Here is a 15,636-nt window from a genome sequence, read left to right on the forward strand (position 1 = left end):
ATGAAGACCAAAGTCGTATTAAATATCACGTTTGGCGCATTCCCCTGTTTTAGTCGCATTTTTAACTGCATTCGGTAGCTATGTTTAACCTAAAAAACCTGATTGGCGATCCTAACAAGCGTAAGCTCGACAAACTCCGTCCCGACGTGGCTCTCATTAACTCCCTAGCGCCAGAGCTAGAGAAGCTAAGCGATCGCGATTTACAAGGCAAAACAGGAGAATTTAAACAAAGACTGGAAAAGGGCGAACCCCTCGATGACTTGCTGCCCGAAGCCTTCGCTGTTGTCCGTGAAGCGGCTACCCGCGTTTTAGGTCTGCGCCATTACGATGTGCAAATGTTGGGCGGGATGATCTTGCATCGTGGTGAAATTGCCGAAATGAAAACAGGGGAAGGCAAAACACTGGTGGCAACTTTGCCTAGCTACCTCAACGCCCTTTCAGGTAAAGGTGTCCATGTGGTTACGGTTAACGACTATCTCGCCCGTCGTGACGCGGAATGGATGGGACAAGTACACCGCTTTTTGGGAATGTCTGTGGGCTTGATTCAAAATTCGATGGAGCCAATTGAGCGCCGCAAAAACTATAACTGTGACATCACCTACGCTACCAACAGCGAACTAGGTTTTGATTACCTCCGCGACAACATGGCAACCAGTATTGAAGAAGTTGTCCAGCGAAATTTTAACTATTGCGTTATTGACGAAGTAGACTCGATTTTAATTGACGAAGCCAGAACGCCCCTGATCATTTCAGGTATGGTGGAACGTCCCACCGAAAAATATATTGGGGCTGTCCAAATCGCGGCACAACTGCAACAGGAAACCCACTACGAGGTTGATGAAAAGCAGCGTAATGTGGTTATGACCGATGAAGGCTTTGAACTAGCCGAAAAATTACTGGGTGTTACGGATTTATTTGACCAAGCCGATCCTTGGGCGCACTATGTATTTAATGCCTTGAAGGCAAAGGAATTATTCCTCAAAGATGTTAACTATATTGTCCGCAATGGCGAAGTCACCATTGTTGATGAGTTTACGGGTCGGATTATGCCTGGTCGTCGTTGGAGTGATGGGTTGCATCAGGCGATCGAAGCGAAGGAAGGTGTTGATATTGAAAATGAAACCCAAACCCTTGCCACCATTACCTACCAAAACTTCTTCTTGCTATATCCTAAATTGGGCGGCATGACGGGTACTGCCAAAACTGAAGAGGCAGAACTCGGTAAAATTTACAATCTCGAAGTTACCACGATGCCCACCAACCGCAAGAGTGGACGTGGAGACTGGTCAGATGTGGTTTATAAAACCGAAGCAGCAAAATGGCGTGCCGTTGCCGAAGAATGTCGTGAAATGCACGAAACAGGTCGTCCTGTGTTGATTGGAACAACCAGTGTCGAGAAATCGGAAGTCCTCTCGCGGTTGCTGAGTGAAAAGGAAATTCCTCATAATCTTTTAAATGCGAAGCCAGAGAATGTAGAACGGGAAGCTGAAATTGTTGCCCAAGCAGGGCGCAAAGGTTCGATTACCATTGCTACAAACATGGCAGGACGTGGTACAGACATTATTCTCGGTGGTAATGCGGACTACATGGCACGTTTAAAGGTGCGAGAAAGCTTCATGCCACAGATTGTCCGTCCTGAAGATGATGATGACTTCACCAATGAAGGACAACGCATGTTTAGCGATCGCCCTCAAAAGGGACAGGGTTTTGGTACAGGTGCAGAGACCAAAAAGAAAAAAACTTGGAAAGTCTCAGATAGCCTCTATCCCTGTGATCTATCTCAAGATGCTCAGACTATGCTCAAGGAAGCCGTTGACTATGCGGTCGAGAAAATGGGGCGCATGAGTCAGTCAGAGCTTACGGCGGAGGAGATGCTTGCCGTTGCTTCTGAAAAAGCGCCGACCGATGATCCTGTTATCCAAAAGCTGCGGGATGCCTTCACTTTGATTAAGCGTGAATATGAAGCCGTCACAAGTGCTGAACATCAAGAAGTAACTAATCTGGGCGGGCTACATGTGATTGGTACTGAGCGCCATGAATCTCGGCGCGTCGATAACCAGTTGCGCGGTCGTTGCGGTCGTCAGGGTGACCCTGGCTCAACCCGTTTCTTCCTGAGTCTGGAAGACAACTTGATGCGAATTTTTGCAGGTGATCGTGTGGCAGGGCTAATGAATGCCTTCCGTGTTGAGGAAGATATGCCAATTAGCTCAGGCATGTTGACTAGTGCTCTCGAAAACGCACAGAAAAAAGTGGAAACCTACTATTACGATATCCGTAAGCAAGTATTTGAATATGATGAAGTAATGAATAATCAGCGTCGAGCCATCTATGCAGAGCGTCGGCGCGTGCTTGAGGGTGAAAATCTCCGCGATCGCGTGATTGAATATGCCGAGCGCACGATGGATGATATTGTCAATGCCTACGTTAATCCTGAATTGCCTCCTGAAGAATGGAATCTGGTTGCCATGGTCAAAAAGATCAAGGAATTTGTAAATCTCTTGCAAGATTTAGAGCCAGAACAGCTTGATGATATGTTCTTGCCTGAGATGCAAGCCTTTCTCAGAGAAGAAGTCCGTCGTGCCTATGAAATTAAAGAGGCTCAGGTCGAAGGTTTACAGGTTGGTTTGATGCGTCAAGCAGAGCGTTTCTTTATTCTGCAACGCATTGATACGCTCTGGCGCGATCACTTACAGGCAATGGAGGCTTTGCGTGAGTCGGTTGGCTTACGTGGCTATGGTCAGAAAGATCCGTTGATCGAATACAAGAGCGAAGGGTACGAGATTTTCCTTGACATGATGACGCAAATTCGCCGTGATGTTGTCTACTCGCTATTCGAGTTTGACCCAAGACCCAAGCAACAGCCTGAATCTTTAGAAGCTGAATTTGTCTAGATACCAAAGTTAAAAGCGGCGCTTAGCGCCGCTTTTAACTTTTTACTTTTTACCCCAACCAAAGAAACCACCTTTTTTCTCTGGCGGCTTTTCAGGTGGTTTAGTAGCTACATTCACTTGGTTGATGTACTTAAGGGCAATTGGTTCTTTGGGATCAAGTTTGAGGGCTTTTTGGAAACTAGACTTGGCGATCGCGATCGCATTTTGGTTCATTTGCACCAAGCCTTTGAGGGCGTGGAGTTTCGCATTATTCGGATCTAGTTTTTCCGCCGCAATTAACTCCTTGAGCGCATCAGCCCATTGTTTCTTGCCAATAAATAGCTCTGCCATATTGAGATTACGCAGTGCTGGTGATTGAGCAGGTTTGGCAACAATAGGTTGCTGCTGTGCCTGTAGTTGATCATTACTGGTATTCATGGGTGTAGCCGAACCACTAACCGTGAAACTAGGGCTAGTTTGCGTAAATAGATACACAAGGTTTAGCTCGCTGAGAGTCGCCGTATATTCCAAAATGGAGTCTAGCGAATCGTATTGTTTAGGTGTAATTTCCTCCACATATTGCTTGTAGGTAATTTCATGGGGAATACGATACAGCTTTTGGGCAATTTCCGAATTCAGCGTTGGTACTTCTTGCTTTTGTTTCTTTCCCTGAGCAAACATTCTCAGCGTTGCCAAGTATTCTCCTCTTTCGCGATCGCTATTGAGGATCTGATAGGCAGGGCTAACCATTTTAGAGAAATATTTAGTTGCAATTTCCTTTTCTTCGCTAGTTCTGCCGAAGACATCGGGATGGAGAATTTTTGCCAGTTTGAGAAATTTTTTGCGAATCTGGAGCGGATCGACCGTCATTGGTAAACCGAGGATGGCATAATGATCGCTAAGACCATATCTGGCAAGCCCCTTGTCGATTTTAAAGTTGTCTGGCTTTCCCATAGATTCCACTTTTTAAGTATTTGTTCGAGTTTACCCTCTTGACGCATCTCCGTTAAAGCCTGATCGATTGCTTTTTTGAGAGATACATCGTCCTTGTTGACAATGGCGACTAACCGAATCGGAATCATCGGTTCGCCCACAATTATAAAGTTAGGATTATTGCGGACTTGCCATACCGCCACAGGTTCATCAAGGATCATCGCATCAAGTTGGCGATCGCGTAACTGGATCAGCATACGATCGAGATCACGGGATGAAAATAGACGTAGGGCGTTACCTCTATTTTTGTTGTAGGTCTCGGCTATGGCTGCACCACCACTATTGGCAACAACGCCCACTCGCTTACCAATCATGTCCCGCAGAGATCGAATTTGTGTGCCGTCAGCCCGAATTAGCACCCGTTGAGCATTTCGATAGTAGGGAACGGTTTCGATAAACTTACCTTGGGTTGCGCCTGATTCTAATGCGCCCTCTTCCCGCGCACTCAGAAGTACATCCACCTGACGCGATGCTAAATTTTCAGGCTGAGTTGCCCAAGGAATATTAATCGGACGTGGTTCAATTTTGAGACGAGATGCAATTTCTTGGATGATTTCCATCTCAAAACCATCATAGAATTGCGTCTTGCCATTCCAAAACATGTAGGGGCCACCAATGGCTGCATCAATACCAACGCGCAGATGACCTCGGCGCATGACTATGCCCAAGCTGCTATCTTCCGCAAAGACAGGTGCAATCGTACTACTGATGCCCAGACATACGCTTGTATAAATTGCCAAGCAAGCAAGTTTGTGGATATATTTCCGCATTGTTTTTTGTTTGGTAATCTCAAAGCTTGCATCAACAGTTGATAATTATAACCTTGGAGACTTAGAGGGCGCTATATGCTGGATTATGAAAAAGATCCTGAAAAATTCTTAGCGATTGCGATCGCAATTGCCACCAAAGCCCATGAGGGACAAGTTGATAAAGCGGGGAAACCATATATTGCTCATCCTTTGATGGTGATGGCGCAGATGGACAGCCTCGAAAGCAAGATTGTGGCAATTCTGCACGATGCGATCGAGGACTCGGAGTTGACGATTAAAGATCTGGTCAGTGAGGGTTTTCCCAGCTCGATTACCGAGGCGATCGCCGCAATTACGAAACTGGAGGGTGAAAGCTATGCCGACTATATATCGCGGGTGAAATCTAATCCGATCGCCACCAAAGTCAAGATTGCTGATCTCAAGCACAACATGGATCTTGGTCGCATCCCTAACCCCACTGAGCAGGATTTTCAGCGTTTAGCCAAATATCAACAGGTTTTGCAAGAGTTACAGCAATGAGGACTGCTATAGCTCAAAGTGATTGCTTTGCAATTTCTTCCCTTGAACTAGTCACCACCGCCACCGCAGCCTCCACAACCACCACATCCGCCGCCGCCGCTATCACCGCTATCACTACTACTAAAGCTATCATTATCACTACCACTAAAGCTATCGCTACTGCTGTTTGATGGCGGATAAAGGAATGTCCTTAAATCAACAAATTGATCGCCCATGATGGCAAATATGCCTGATAAGGCAACTATTAAAGCGACCTGTGACTTATCTTTCACTCGTGCTTGATTTGCTCTCAAATGCTTAATCATGCGATCGCCAAAGCGAGTACGGCGAGAATCTATGTTGTACAGAACCCCAACAATGAGGGAGATCAAAAACACCATAGTTATTAATATGCCGACAGGACGATTCCGCAAGATTCCTAAAACTATTCGCGTAATTCCTAGAATTAGTAGTGCCGTAATTAAGAGAATTGGATATACCTGAGCTTTAAAGGCTTGAGATGGATTAAGTAAAAGCCCAAGCTTAACTAAGCGATCGCTAATCACATCGCTGCCATAGCGAATATTTTGAAGAACCTTAGAACTAAAAGATAATCGTCTCTGATCATCGATTGTCTCATCAGCTTGAATTGCCTCTACAAAGGCTCTTTCAATAGGATCTCTCACGTCACTCAGAGAACCACTAAATGTCAAAGTTCGATTTTGAGCATCAATACTAATCTGCTTTTTATGAAATAAACTAGCGATCGCCGATTCTATAACTCTGCGATCGCCACCAATGAGATAAGCGATTTCATAGGGACTGAGGTTGATATAGGTTTGCTTGGGATCGCCATCGGGCAATCGCAGATAGTCTTTCAGGAGAAAGGACGTATAGACCACAATTACTGACAACAAAAAATAAAATATCAAGAAATCATTAGCACCCAAGTTGAGGGGATTAACAGTACAGCCTGCGATCGCGCTTGAAACTAGAAACAAAATCAGCAAAAGTGTTGTGCGTCTTTGCCAATTAGATGAATCAATAGAGGCAATCGTTGGTTTTAGAAAATCCTTGAATTTTAGAAGATCCTTGAAATGAAATTTAGGAATAATCCAATTTTGGCTAGTGTTCACCCTCACAAACTGTAAATCTTGCCCAAAGCGCTCCTTAGCTGTTGACCAAATATCAATGGGCGGTTCTTCTTCAAAAAAGTGGCGATAGCTCTCTAATGTGCGACTATACCAATCATGAAATTTGACTTTCTCAGACTTACCACCCTTGGTCGGTTGGTGATGTAACTCAGTTTGCAACACATGGGGACAAAACTCTTGCCAATAGGAACGGGTATAGCTCAGATGCAGATGCCAAGCCTGATCGACTTGATCCGACGGAGTCACAGGATGCCCTGCCGCAATCGCGAGAAATACAAATCTCTTGTACTCAATAATGACTCTTTGAGCATAATTCTGCGTCCAGTTGTTATCTCTCGCCAACCGATGACTGAACGAAAATGGTACATCTTGATCTAGAGAAAACTTCTGAATCCGTTGATATATTTCTAATTTCTGCAAATCCCACGCATTTTTTCGATCTAGGTTGTCTTCTTCTAGCTTGATCTGACAGTTCAACGGATTGCTCATAAGTTTGTAACCTTAGCAACTTCTCTAGATATATTCCCATAAGTATCTGAGTGCAATTAAATATAAAATAGGGTTTCGGTTTCGCTCAGCCAATGTATAACGTATATCGATGACTGAGGGGAACTAAATCCTCTTCTAACTTATTTAGGACTGCTATATTACGAGTCTCATTTGTTTGTCATATACTGAATATTGCAAAAAATAAGGACTTTAGGCTTTTTCAATTGTAAAAATAATTGCTTAGTGTCTAATTGAGATGCTTCTCTAAAAACTGATAAATATAAAAGATTAAGATTGCGGCTAATGGCTGTTCCAGAAACATCTCCCACAAACGATCGCAAACAAGACTGGTCATGGAAATTTTGGCAGGTAGTGCCACTATATCCCTATGGTCAGCGTAGGACATTGCGTAAAGAAATAGTCAAAGACTCAGTATGGACATTTGATCAAATTCAGGGGATCTTTTATGTAGTTGTGCCAATCCGCATGACTGTGGTAAAGCTAGCCCAAGGTGGATTGCTAGTCTATGCACCCGTTGCCCCAACCCCTGAATGTATCCGCCTCGTGAATGAATTAGTCGCGGAGCATGGGGAAGTTAAATACATTATTTTGCCAACGGTTTCAGGAATTGAACATAAAGTATTTGTGGGGCCATTTGCGCGAAAATTTCCCAAGGCTCAAGTATATGTGTCACCCCACCAATGGAGTTTTCCGTTTAATTTGCCGCTAAGTTGGCTCGGTTTACCTTGGGGACGCACGCATATCTTGCCCCCAGATGTTAAGCAAACTCCCTTTGCGGATCAGTTTGACTATGCAATTTTAGGCTCGATTGAACTAGGTTTAGGTAAATTTGCCGAGGTGGCATGGTTAGATAAGAGATCGCAAAGTTTATTAGTCACGGATACGATTGTCGCAATTCCTGAGCATCCGCCTGAAATTTTACAAATTGATCCCTATCCCCTGTTGTTTCACGCTAGGGATAGCGCCGCCGAACCAATTGCCGATACGCCTGTAAATCGGGTCAGGGGTTGGCAACGTACCGCCCTATTTTTGTTCTATTTCCGTCCTCAAGTTTTAGAAACAGTGCCTTTCGGGCAAGCCCTGCGCGATCTTGCCAATGCCCCAGAGCGATCGAAAAAAGCTTTTTTTGGACTATTTCCCTTTAAATGGCGCTATGACTGGTATCAATCCTTTGAAAAATTACGCGGCAATGGGCGAATTTTTGTCGCGCCAATTTTGCAAACCCTGATTCTCAATCGCGATCCCCAAGCGGCGATCGCATGGGCAAATCAAGTGGCAAGTTGGCAGTTTGTGCGAATTATCCCCTGTCATTTCGATAATGCGATCGCAACTACACCAACTGAGTTTCGCCAAGCCTTTAGCTTTCTAGAAAAAGATTCGCAATTTAAATGTCCCACTGCTCTGCCTGAGGAAGATTTCACGGTTCTCAAGGAAATCAATAATCTATTACAAGGCAATCGCATTATTAAACAGGCAAAAGACAAAGTTTGAAGTCTAAAGACAATCTCGATTAGCCAAAAATTTCAAATAATGTACTAGAGTGAATGTTAATAGAAATGACAAGCATTAAATAGATTAAGACTGTGACATATAAAGTTGGACTGCTCGGATTAGGAACGGTTGGCACTGGTGTTGCCAAAATATTCCAAGACTCTACGGGTCGCCATCCTCTACTGCCTGATATTGAAATCGCTCGTGTGGGTGTGCGATCGCAAAATAAGCAGCGTGATGTGGCGATTGATGCCAGCATTGTCACAGAAGATTTAGATGCAATTGTTAACGATCCTGCCATTGACATTGTTGTTGAAGTCATCGGTGGCATCGAACCAGCTAAGAGTCTAATTTTAAAAGCGATCGCCAATGGCAAACATATTGTCACAGCTAACAAAGCCGTCATCGCCAGACATGGTAATGAGATTTTCACCGCCGCAAAGCAAAATGGCGTATATGTAATGCTAGAAGCCGCAGCCTGTGGCGGTATTCCCGTGATTCAAGCCCTCAAGCAAAGTCTTGGAGGAAATCGCATTAGTGAGTTAACGGGCATCGTTAATGGCACAACCAATTACATCCTCAGTCGCATGTATTTTGAGGGAGCTGACTTTGATGCGACCCTTGCCGAAGCCCAAAAACTAGGCTATGCCGAAGCCGATCCGACGGCGGATGTCGATGGTTATGATGCCGCCGATAAGATGGCGATTTTGGCGAGTCTTGCCTTTGGCGATCGCGTCAAACTTGAAGATATATACCGAGAAGGCATCCGCTCAATTACTAGCGCCGATATTGCCTATGCCAAAGAATTAGGATTTACGATCAAGCTGCTGGGCATTGCCCGACGTGCTGAAAATAAAGATGGCAGCAATCTGGAAATTCGTGTGCATCCAACTTTAATTCCTGTGCAGCATCCTCTTGCAAATATCCATGGCGTTACCAATGCCGTTCGCATTGAAGGCGATCCCATTGGTGAGGTTGTTTTCTCTGGGCCGGGAGCAGGCTCGGGCGCAACTGCTAGCGCTGTAGTTGCCGACATCATCAATGTGGCGGCAGCATTAAAATCGATGCCAAATCAAGTTAATCAATTAATGGGTTGTTCCCATGAGCATTACGCCAAAATTGCCCCCATCGAGAATACGGTGACGCAGTTTTATGCACGACTCCTTACCCACGATAAGCCGGGGGTAATTGGTGATCTGGGGACTGCTTTTGGTAAACATCATGTTAGTTTGAATGCAATTTTGCAAAAAACAACTGTCCATGATGGCTTAGCAGAAATTGTGGTGGTTACACAGCGAGTCAGTGAATACAACTTCCAACAGGCGATCGCCACCATTAAGCAGTTGTCAACTCTGCATAGCATTCCCACAATCTTGCGAGTTTTATGATTGCTAAATTGTGCATTCGCCAGCTTTTGTCACGAGCAATCATTGAAAGCGCCGCAAAGCGGCGCTTTCAATGATTGCTCTGTTGTTTATGGATCAAGCTGATGCAATATCACCATACTTCGATCAAAACTGCGGATATCTTTCGAGCGATCGCATTTTATGAAGCATTAGGCTTCGTCGTGACCGAACGCTTTACGACAGGGACAACGATTGCTTGTTGGATGCATGGCGCAGGAACTAACCTCGAATTAATGCAAGTCCCTGAGCCAAAGCATATTCCTGATCCTTTTAGTGATGAGCATTATGTGGGCTACTATCATCTCTCGTTTCATGTGGATGATCTGGAAGCTTTTTTGCAGGGCTTGGTTAATAAGTTAGGCAAGCTAAAATTACTGCTGCCACCGAGGGAACAAACTATTTGCGATCGCAAATATCAAGTTGCTTTTATCGCTGATCCTGATGGATTACCGATTGAATTAATGTGTAGATCTCAATAAAAAAGCGTGCTTTGCACGCTTTTTTGATGCCTAGCGAATTTGGAAATTAATAAACAGACAGCTTAAAAAAGTGAGTTGAGCCGTTAGCAGGAACATATACACAACGGCGCGTTTCTGGAAGACAGTTAAAATCAAGCCAATTGCTTTGAGGTCGATGATGGGGCCAAAGACGAGAAATGAAAGCAAAGAACCACCTGTAAAGGTTGAGGCAAATGAGAGCGCAAAAAATGCGTCTACTGTGGAACAGATCGAAACAATCGCCGCCAAAATCATCATCGCTAAGATTGAACTAACGGGCCCTTGTCCTAGACTCAAAATAATATCGCGGGGAACCCATACCTGAATGATCGCGGCAATTGCGCTACCGATGACTAAAATTGCGCCTAGCTCACGCATTTCTGCCAAGGTGTTATCTAGCAGCAAATTTAATCGTTCTGGCAATGACTTATTGATTACTTGATTATTCACCGCACCATAACCTGACCAATCTAGTGGTTGGTCTTCACCCAAAAAGAATGTCCCCACGGGTACTGCACCTGCTTTGACCTTGGGTGCTGGCAATGCGATCGCAATATTTGGCTGCAAAATTGCCCGTAAATCCTTTTGAGAGCTAAACACCATCGAGACAATGGTCGCGATTAGAAATGACAGCACAATTCGTAAAAAAGCAATTTCGGGTTGATCGCGAAAAGCTGTCCAAGTTGCCCAAATTACCACAGGATTGATCGTTGGTGCGGCTAATAAAAAGCTAACAGCTACCGAAATCGGCGCACCTTGGGAAATTAGCCGCCGCGCTACTGGCACATTGCCACACTCACAGACGGGAAACATAAACCCTAGAAAACTACCCGCTAAAGCTCCTAAAAATGGATTTTTAGGCAAGATAGCAATTAATTTGCGCTCATCGACAAAGATTAAGAGAATCCCAGATAGCATCACTCCCATCAATAGAAATGGCATTGCTTCTACAAGGAGACTGAGAAACAGAGTAAAGGCGCTAATAAGTTGGTTCATATTTGGAGTTAGGCATTGCTAGAGACAATCAAGGACATCTATCGTGGGTGGTCAGATCCACTGTGACTGCTTCTAGATCTAATTTTCAGCTTAACAATTATAGTTGCTTACAGACTGTTGCAGTTTTGAGTAGTCCAGAAAGATTCTTGAAAGCGGCGCTTAGCAACGCTTTCAAAAATCTTTCTGGGTTTTCCGTCAGCGCAAAGCGCTGTATGCAGGACTCACAAAGAACGTAAGAATTTGATGACTATGCCTTTTGATTTTGAAGGTAGTAATTTGGGTTACTGATTTGTTCTAAATGGATCAATGGTTGCCAATTGAGAAGGTCTTCAAAAATAGATTGATAGCCTTCGGTATTGGGGTGTAAGCCATCGATATGTAAGCGATCGCAAATCCAGTCTTGCCCTCGTGATTGCCAGATGTCAAATATATCTAGATAAGGAATATCACGCACCTGACAAGCGGACTTGGTGGCTTCTTTGTAGCGAAATTGGTCATCGTGATTGAAGTGTAAACAATCTAGGAAAGGCATTTTTGATTCATCAACGGGAACCATGCCAACAAACATTACGGGGCAAAGATTTTGGGCTTTGTCGAGTAAATTAATCATCTCTAATTTAAAGCGATCAAAATCGGTCATACGTCGATTGCCAACTCTGGGGGAGTCATTGACACCCACGGACAAAATAATTAAATCAGGGCGCTTGTTGCGGAGTTCGCCTCTGAGTAAAAATTCCTGCTCTAGTCTTTGATTAACTTGGGCAGCTGTGTCACCACGCACACCTAAGTTATAAAGAACATGCCCTGATTCTGTACCCATCCAACGCCGCCTTAGTTGCTCGACCCAGCCGCCATGAATAGGATCGCCATAGCCGTAGATCAAGCTATCACCAAAGGCAGTAATTCTTAGGGGCTGATGGGAACGTGCCGAAGAAGGGGCAGTTTTGAGGAGATTTAGGGTCGTCATCAGTGGCGATTTTGGGAAATACTGGTTTGGAGTTAGTTGCTTTACAAATGTACATACAGATTAGCGTAACTAAGCACTTTTACCTAATATTTCTTGCGATGATTTTTATTGTGAAATCAATTAGTTTTTTGCAAGCCCGATGTAGTCGTTCTGCTACACCCACGTTTAATCCTGTATGATCTGGTAGGTATTTTTCGGAAATTCAAACATTTTTCATATTGCAGGAGTCACTCAATTATGGCTAAAGTCAAAATTGCTACCACTAACGATATCAGTGCTGGCAAGGTTCTCAAGGCAAGCGCCAATGGTAAGTCTGTAATCGTGGCAAAGGTTGGTGATAAGCACTGTGCGATCGCAAATAAATGTCCTCATTTTGGGCTACCCCTAGCCAAAGGCAAGTTTGAGAATGGTGTTATTACTTGCCCTTTCCATGGCTCTAAGTTTGAAGTTTGTACTGGCAAAAATGTAGAGTGGGTCGATTCTTTTGTGGGTATTCCTTTACCAAATGTGGCGAAGAAAATGATTGCCATGGGCAAAGCTCCTACGGATGTTCAGAGCTTTACTGTTACTCAAGAGGGTAATGATCTATTTATTGATGCTTAATTGTTTAAGTAAGCGCAATCAAATATAAAACCCAAAAAGCTATGACGCATCATGCGCCATAGCTTTTTGGGTTTTATATATAGCGGTTTTTCAGCCTAGGAAGGCACACATGGTTTTATCTAAGCTATCTGAACAAGGGGCTTAAGCCCCTTGCCCATAACTCATCAGTATGAGAATTGCTATAGATAAGTTTTATTGTTTAGTCAAGCAAGTCACTCATTAGTTCAAGCATGGGGCTGTCATTGTCAAGAAGTGACACCAAGTCTAAACAAATAATATCTATCTAGGGATCGAAAACTATGCAAAAACTAATGCTCAGTGGCTTTTTTACAGCAATTGCGATCGCAATTGCTTCTACAACATCAGTTATGTCAGCTAAGTCTGAAACAATGAGTGAGTATCTTGACAATACAACTCCTCAAGTAATTGAAAAGATTTCGGGCAATATTGTTACCTTCAAAAATGTGGCAGGGGAATCAAACAATTACTATGTTCCTAATTGGATGTTTGAAAGATACAGCCTCAAAGTTGGAACTTCGGCAAATCTCTACAATCGCAATATTACTCAAGGCATCTATCGTGGTCGCTATATAGAAAGCCAAGGTTTACCTGCAAATATGGGAGCTTTTGCCCTCCATGACATTCGCCACAATTGCATAATTTCTGAAGGCATGGCTACGGAAGGTCTATTCTCAGGTCAGCGAGTGTGGTTTAAAACTGAAGATTGCCCTTCAACGATTCCGATTGTTGGTTCGATGTCATTTTATAAACCTAATTCCCTTACGACGGCGATCAAAGAGTCAGAATCCCAAACTGAATCACTATCCAATCAGTAATCATTACAGTGCTTGGCGCTGAATTAAAACTAAGATAAAATTTTGCCAGTTCTGCAAAGCAGAGCTGGCAAAATTTTATCCATATACAAGGTAACGGTGGCGCAGAAAAACTCAGATATTTAAAGCAAAGGCTTACTAGGTAAGCTTTTGTCAAAATAAAGTAGTATGGATATATTATGGCGCGATCGCAATTTCAGAATCTCAAAAACTACCTCCGTCCTTACTGGGGAGACTTGGCTATTGGCACTGTGGCTCTACTGCTAGCCAACATGCTAGGCACATATATACCTTGGCTGATTCGGGAGGCAGTCGATGATCTCGAAGTCTTTGAGATTAGCGAATTTCCAGAACTGATGCGCTATGTTTGGCTGATTATTGGCATGTCATCGCTGATGTGGGTAATTCGGATGGCATCCCGCGTCTGGATTTTTGGGATTGGGCGCAAAGTGGAATTTAGTCTCAAACAACAAATTTTTGAGCATTTACTAAAGTTGCCTCCCAGCTATTTTGCGAACAATTCCGCAGGGGAAACGATCAGCATTGTTACTAGTGATGTTGAAAATATTCGCCGTTTGTTAGGTTTTGCCCTACTTAGTATCATCAACTCAGTCTTTGTCTATGGCTTGACCTTGCCCGCGATGTTAGTGATTGATCCGATGCTGACTGTGCTTGCAATTTCGGTCTATCCGATTATGTTGGTGATTGTGCAGAACTTTAGTGGGCAGCTCCGCGATGAGCAGTTGCAAGTGCAGGAAGAGCTATCACAGGTAAGTTCATTGTTGCAAGAAGACCTCAATGGTATGGCGCTAATTAAAACTTATGCCCAAGAGGAAAATGAACTCCATGCTTTTAGCAAGTTGAATGATCGGCTCCTAGATGCCAATTTGCGAATGGCAAAAAGTCGGAATATCTTATTCCCATTGTTGGGGGGAATCGCTAGTATTAGCTTTTTAGTATTAGTCTGGTTTGGCGGCGAAAAATTAGCCAGTCCGACTAATACCGACTTCAAAATTGGGGACTTGTTATCGCTGATTATTTATGTGGAAAGGTTGATTTTTCCAACTGCAATTTTGGGCTTTGTGATGGTGACCTATCAGCGCGGGTTAGTCAGTATTAATCGAATTCAAAATATTCTCGATATCCCGCCTGCGATTGTCGATACTGCCGATGCGATCACACTTCCCAAGGAAGCGGTTAGAGGCAAAATTGAAGCCCGTGATCTCACGTTCAGTTATGAACAATCAACTCAACCAGCTCTCAATCACATCAACTTCACAATTAATCCTAGCGAGACAATTGCAATTTTGGGGCCAGTTGGATCTGGTAAATCCACATTGGCTAGTGCCTTGATGCGTTTGGTACAAGTTCCTGCAAATCAAATCTTCATTGATGGAATTGACATTACCAAAATGAGAATTGAGGATTTGCGGGCAATTATTTCCTTTGTGCCACAGGATAGTTTTCTATTTAGTGCCACGATTCGCGACAATATTCGCTATGGCAAACCACAAGCCTATGAGCATGAAGTGGAAAACTTTGCGAATAAAGCACGGATTGAGTCAGAGATTCTCAAGTTCCCTAAGCAATATGACACGCTGGTTGGTGAGCGAGGAATTACGCTCTCAGGTGGGCAGAGACAACGCACGGCTTTGGCTAGGGCTTTACTAGTTGACACGCCAATTTTAGTGTTAGACGATGCGCTGTCTAGTGTGGACAATCAAACTGCCACAGGAATTTTAGGGAATTTGCCGCAAAATAAAACTGTCTTGTTCATTACCCATAATCTATCGGCTGCCTCTACTTGCGATCGCATTATTTTGATGGATGCGGGGAAGGTGGTACAGGTAGGGAATCATGCCGAGTTATTAGCGGAGTCTCCGCTCTATCAAAAGCTCTGGAATCAGCACAAACTGGAAACGGCGATTAAATAAGCTATGGATCGTAAGTTAAGCATTAGCGACAACTTGACTAATGTAATCACTGATGTAATTAACCAATTGCGATCTCGATCGCGCCTATCCATTCTTGGTAATTGGCAAAGACAA

At 43.8% G+C, this 15,636-nt stretch carries 13 protein-coding genes; 8 read left to right on the plus strand and 5 right to left on the minus strand.

Going from position 1 to position 15,636, the window contains the following annotated elements:
- Positions 1-80 precede the first annotated feature (80 nt).
- Positions 81-2,891 carry a preprotein translocase subunit SecA gene (gene secA / locus H6F41_RS06605; protein ID WP_190402681.1) on the plus strand — a complete coding sequence of 937 codons (2,811 nt, stop codon included), beginning with the start codon at positions 81-83 and terminating at the stop codon, positions 2,889-2,891.
- 42 nt (positions 2,892-2,933) lie between these two features.
- On the opposite strand, the gene H6F41_RS06610 is transcribed toward secA, so the two are convergent.
- On the minus strand, positions 2,934-3,824 hold the full coding sequence (locus tag H6F41_RS06610) for a J domain-containing protein (RefSeq protein WP_190402697.1): 891 nt from the start codon (positions 3,822-3,824) through the stop codon (positions 2,934-2,936).
- Positions 3,737-4,603 (minus strand): substrate-binding periplasmic protein, encoded by an 867-nt coding sequence (locus tag H6F41_RS06615; protein ID WP_242022949.1) that lies wholly within the window; start codon positions 4,601-4,603, stop codon positions 3,737-3,739. The genes H6F41_RS06610 and H6F41_RS06615 overlap by 88 nt, the downstream gene beginning before the upstream one ends.
- Before the next feature lie 105 nt (positions 4,604-4,708).
- Between H6F41_RS06615 and H6F41_RS06620 the strand changes: the two genes are divergently transcribed.
- Positions 4,709-5,152: an HD domain-containing protein gene (locus H6F41_RS06620; RefSeq protein WP_190402683.1), complete on the plus strand. Its 444-nt coding sequence runs from the start codon at positions 4,709-4,711 to the stop codon at positions 5,150-5,152.
- A gap of 47 nt (positions 5,153-5,199) precedes the next feature.
- Here the strand turns inward: H6F41_RS06620 and H6F41_RS06625 are convergent, their stop codons facing one another.
- Positions 5,200-6,774: a TIGR04222 domain-containing membrane protein gene (locus tag H6F41_RS06625; RefSeq protein ID WP_190402684.1), complete on the minus strand. Its 1,575-nt coding sequence runs from the start codon at positions 6,772-6,774 to the stop codon at positions 5,200-5,202.
- Between the two features lie 303 nt (positions 6,775-7,077).
- Here H6F41_RS06625 and H6F41_RS06630 point away from each other — a divergent pair, with 303 nt between their 5' ends.
- The 3 genes from H6F41_RS06630 to H6F41_RS06640 all read left to right on the plus strand — a co-directional run bounded on the left by H6F41_RS06630 (position 7,078) and on the right by H6F41_RS06640 (position 10,171).
- Positions 7,078-8,286 (plus strand): DUF4336 domain-containing protein, encoded by a 1,209-nt coding sequence (locus tag H6F41_RS06630; RefSeq protein WP_190402685.1) that lies wholly within the window; start codon positions 7,078-7,080, stop codon positions 8,284-8,286.
- A 92-nt stretch (positions 8,287-8,378) separates the two neighbouring features.
- Entirely contained in the window at positions 8,379-9,674 is a 1,296-nt protein-coding gene (locus H6F41_RS06635; protein ID WP_190402686.1) for a homoserine dehydrogenase, read from the plus strand.
- A 101-nt stretch (positions 9,675-9,775) separates the two neighbouring features.
- On the plus strand, positions 9,776-10,171 hold the full coding sequence (locus tag H6F41_RS06640) for a VOC family protein (protein WP_190402687.1): 396 nt from the start codon (positions 9,776-9,778) through the stop codon (positions 10,169-10,171).
- Between the two features lie 30 nt (positions 10,172-10,201).
- Here H6F41_RS06640 and H6F41_RS06645 read toward each other — a convergent pair whose 3' ends face one another.
- Both H6F41_RS06645 and H6F41_RS06650 read right to left on the minus strand, forming a co-directional pair.
- The gene (locus H6F41_RS06645; protein ID WP_190402688.1) at positions 10,202-11,185 is read right to left on the minus strand and encodes a permease; all 984 of its coding nucleotides are present in this window, start codon (positions 11,183-11,185) and stop codon (positions 10,202-10,204) included.
- Between the two features lie 247 nt (positions 11,186-11,432).
- The gene (locus H6F41_RS06650; RefSeq protein WP_190402689.1) at positions 11,433-12,152 is read right to left on the minus strand and encodes a GDSL-type esterase/lipase family protein; all 720 of its coding nucleotides are present in this window, start codon (positions 12,150-12,152) and stop codon (positions 11,433-11,435) included.
- A gap of 237 nt (positions 12,153-12,389) precedes the next feature.
- Between H6F41_RS06650 and H6F41_RS06655 the strand changes: the two genes are divergently transcribed.
- From H6F41_RS06655 to H6F41_RS06665, 3 genes are all read left to right on the plus strand, one after another.
- The gene (locus H6F41_RS06655) at positions 12,390-12,755 is read left to right on the plus strand and encodes a Rieske (2Fe-2S) protein (RefSeq protein ID WP_190402690.1); all 366 of its coding nucleotides are present in this window, start codon (positions 12,390-12,392) and stop codon (positions 12,753-12,755) included.
- 299 nt (positions 12,756-13,054) lie between these two features.
- Positions 13,055-13,591: a hypothetical protein gene (locus tag H6F41_RS06660; protein WP_190402691.1), complete on the plus strand. Its 537-nt coding sequence runs from the start codon at positions 13,055-13,057 to the stop codon at positions 13,589-13,591.
- 176 nt (positions 13,592-13,767) lie between these two features.
- Positions 13,768-15,522: an ABC transporter ATP-binding protein gene (locus H6F41_RS06665; RefSeq protein ID WP_190402692.1), complete on the plus strand. Its 1,755-nt coding sequence runs from the start codon at positions 13,768-13,770 to the stop codon at positions 15,520-15,522.
- Positions 15,523-15,636 lie beyond the last annotated feature (114 nt).

The sequence above is a fragment of the Pseudanabaena mucicola FACHB-723 genome, from assembly GCF_014696385.1.
Lineage (GTDB): Bacteria > Cyanobacteriota > Cyanobacteriia > Pseudanabaenales > Pseudanabaenaceae > Pseudanabaena.

What these genes read in the sequence shown, in the direction of transcription:
- H6F41_RS06625 (WP_190402684.1), bottom strand. Translation starts at nt 6,774, where the DNA reads ATGAGCAATCCGTTGAACTGTCAGATCAAGCTAGAAGAAGACAACCTA.
- H6F41_RS06645 (WP_190402688.1), bottom strand. Translation starts at nt 11,185, where the DNA reads ATGAACCAACTTATTAGCGCCTTTACTCTGTTTCTCAGTCTCCTTGTA.
- secA (WP_190402681.1), top strand. Translation starts at nt 81, where the DNA reads ATGTTTAACCTAAAAAACCTGATTGGCGATCCTAACAAGCGTAAGCTC.
- H6F41_RS06655 (WP_190402690.1), top strand. Translation starts at nt 12,390, where the DNA reads ATGGCTAAAGTCAAAATTGCTACCACTAACGATATCAGTGCTGGCAAG.
- H6F41_RS06660 (WP_190402691.1), top strand. Translation starts at nt 13,055, where the DNA reads ATGCAAAAACTAATGCTCAGTGGCTTTTTTACAGCAATTGCGATCGCA.
- H6F41_RS06630 (WP_190402685.1), top strand. Translation starts at nt 7,078, where the DNA reads ATGGCTGTTCCAGAAACATCTCCCACAAACGATCGCAAACAAGACTGG.
- H6F41_RS06665 (WP_190402692.1), top strand. Translation starts at nt 13,768, where the DNA reads ATGGCGCGATCGCAATTTCAGAATCTCAAAAACTACCTCCGTCCTTAC.
- H6F41_RS06640 (WP_190402687.1), top strand. Translation starts at nt 9,776, where the DNA reads ATGCAATATCACCATACTTCGATCAAAACTGCGGATATCTTTCGAGCG.
- H6F41_RS06650 (WP_190402689.1), bottom strand. Translation starts at nt 12,152, where the DNA reads ATGACGACCCTAAATCTCCTCAAAACTGCCCCTTCTTCGGCACGTTCC.
- H6F41_RS06610 (WP_190402697.1), bottom strand. Translation starts at nt 3,824, where the DNA reads ATGGGAAAGCCAGACAACTTTAAAATCGACAAGGGGCTTGCCAGATAT.
- H6F41_RS06620 (WP_190402683.1), top strand. Translation starts at nt 4,709, where the DNA reads ATGCTGGATTATGAAAAAGATCCTGAAAAATTCTTAGCGATTGCGATC.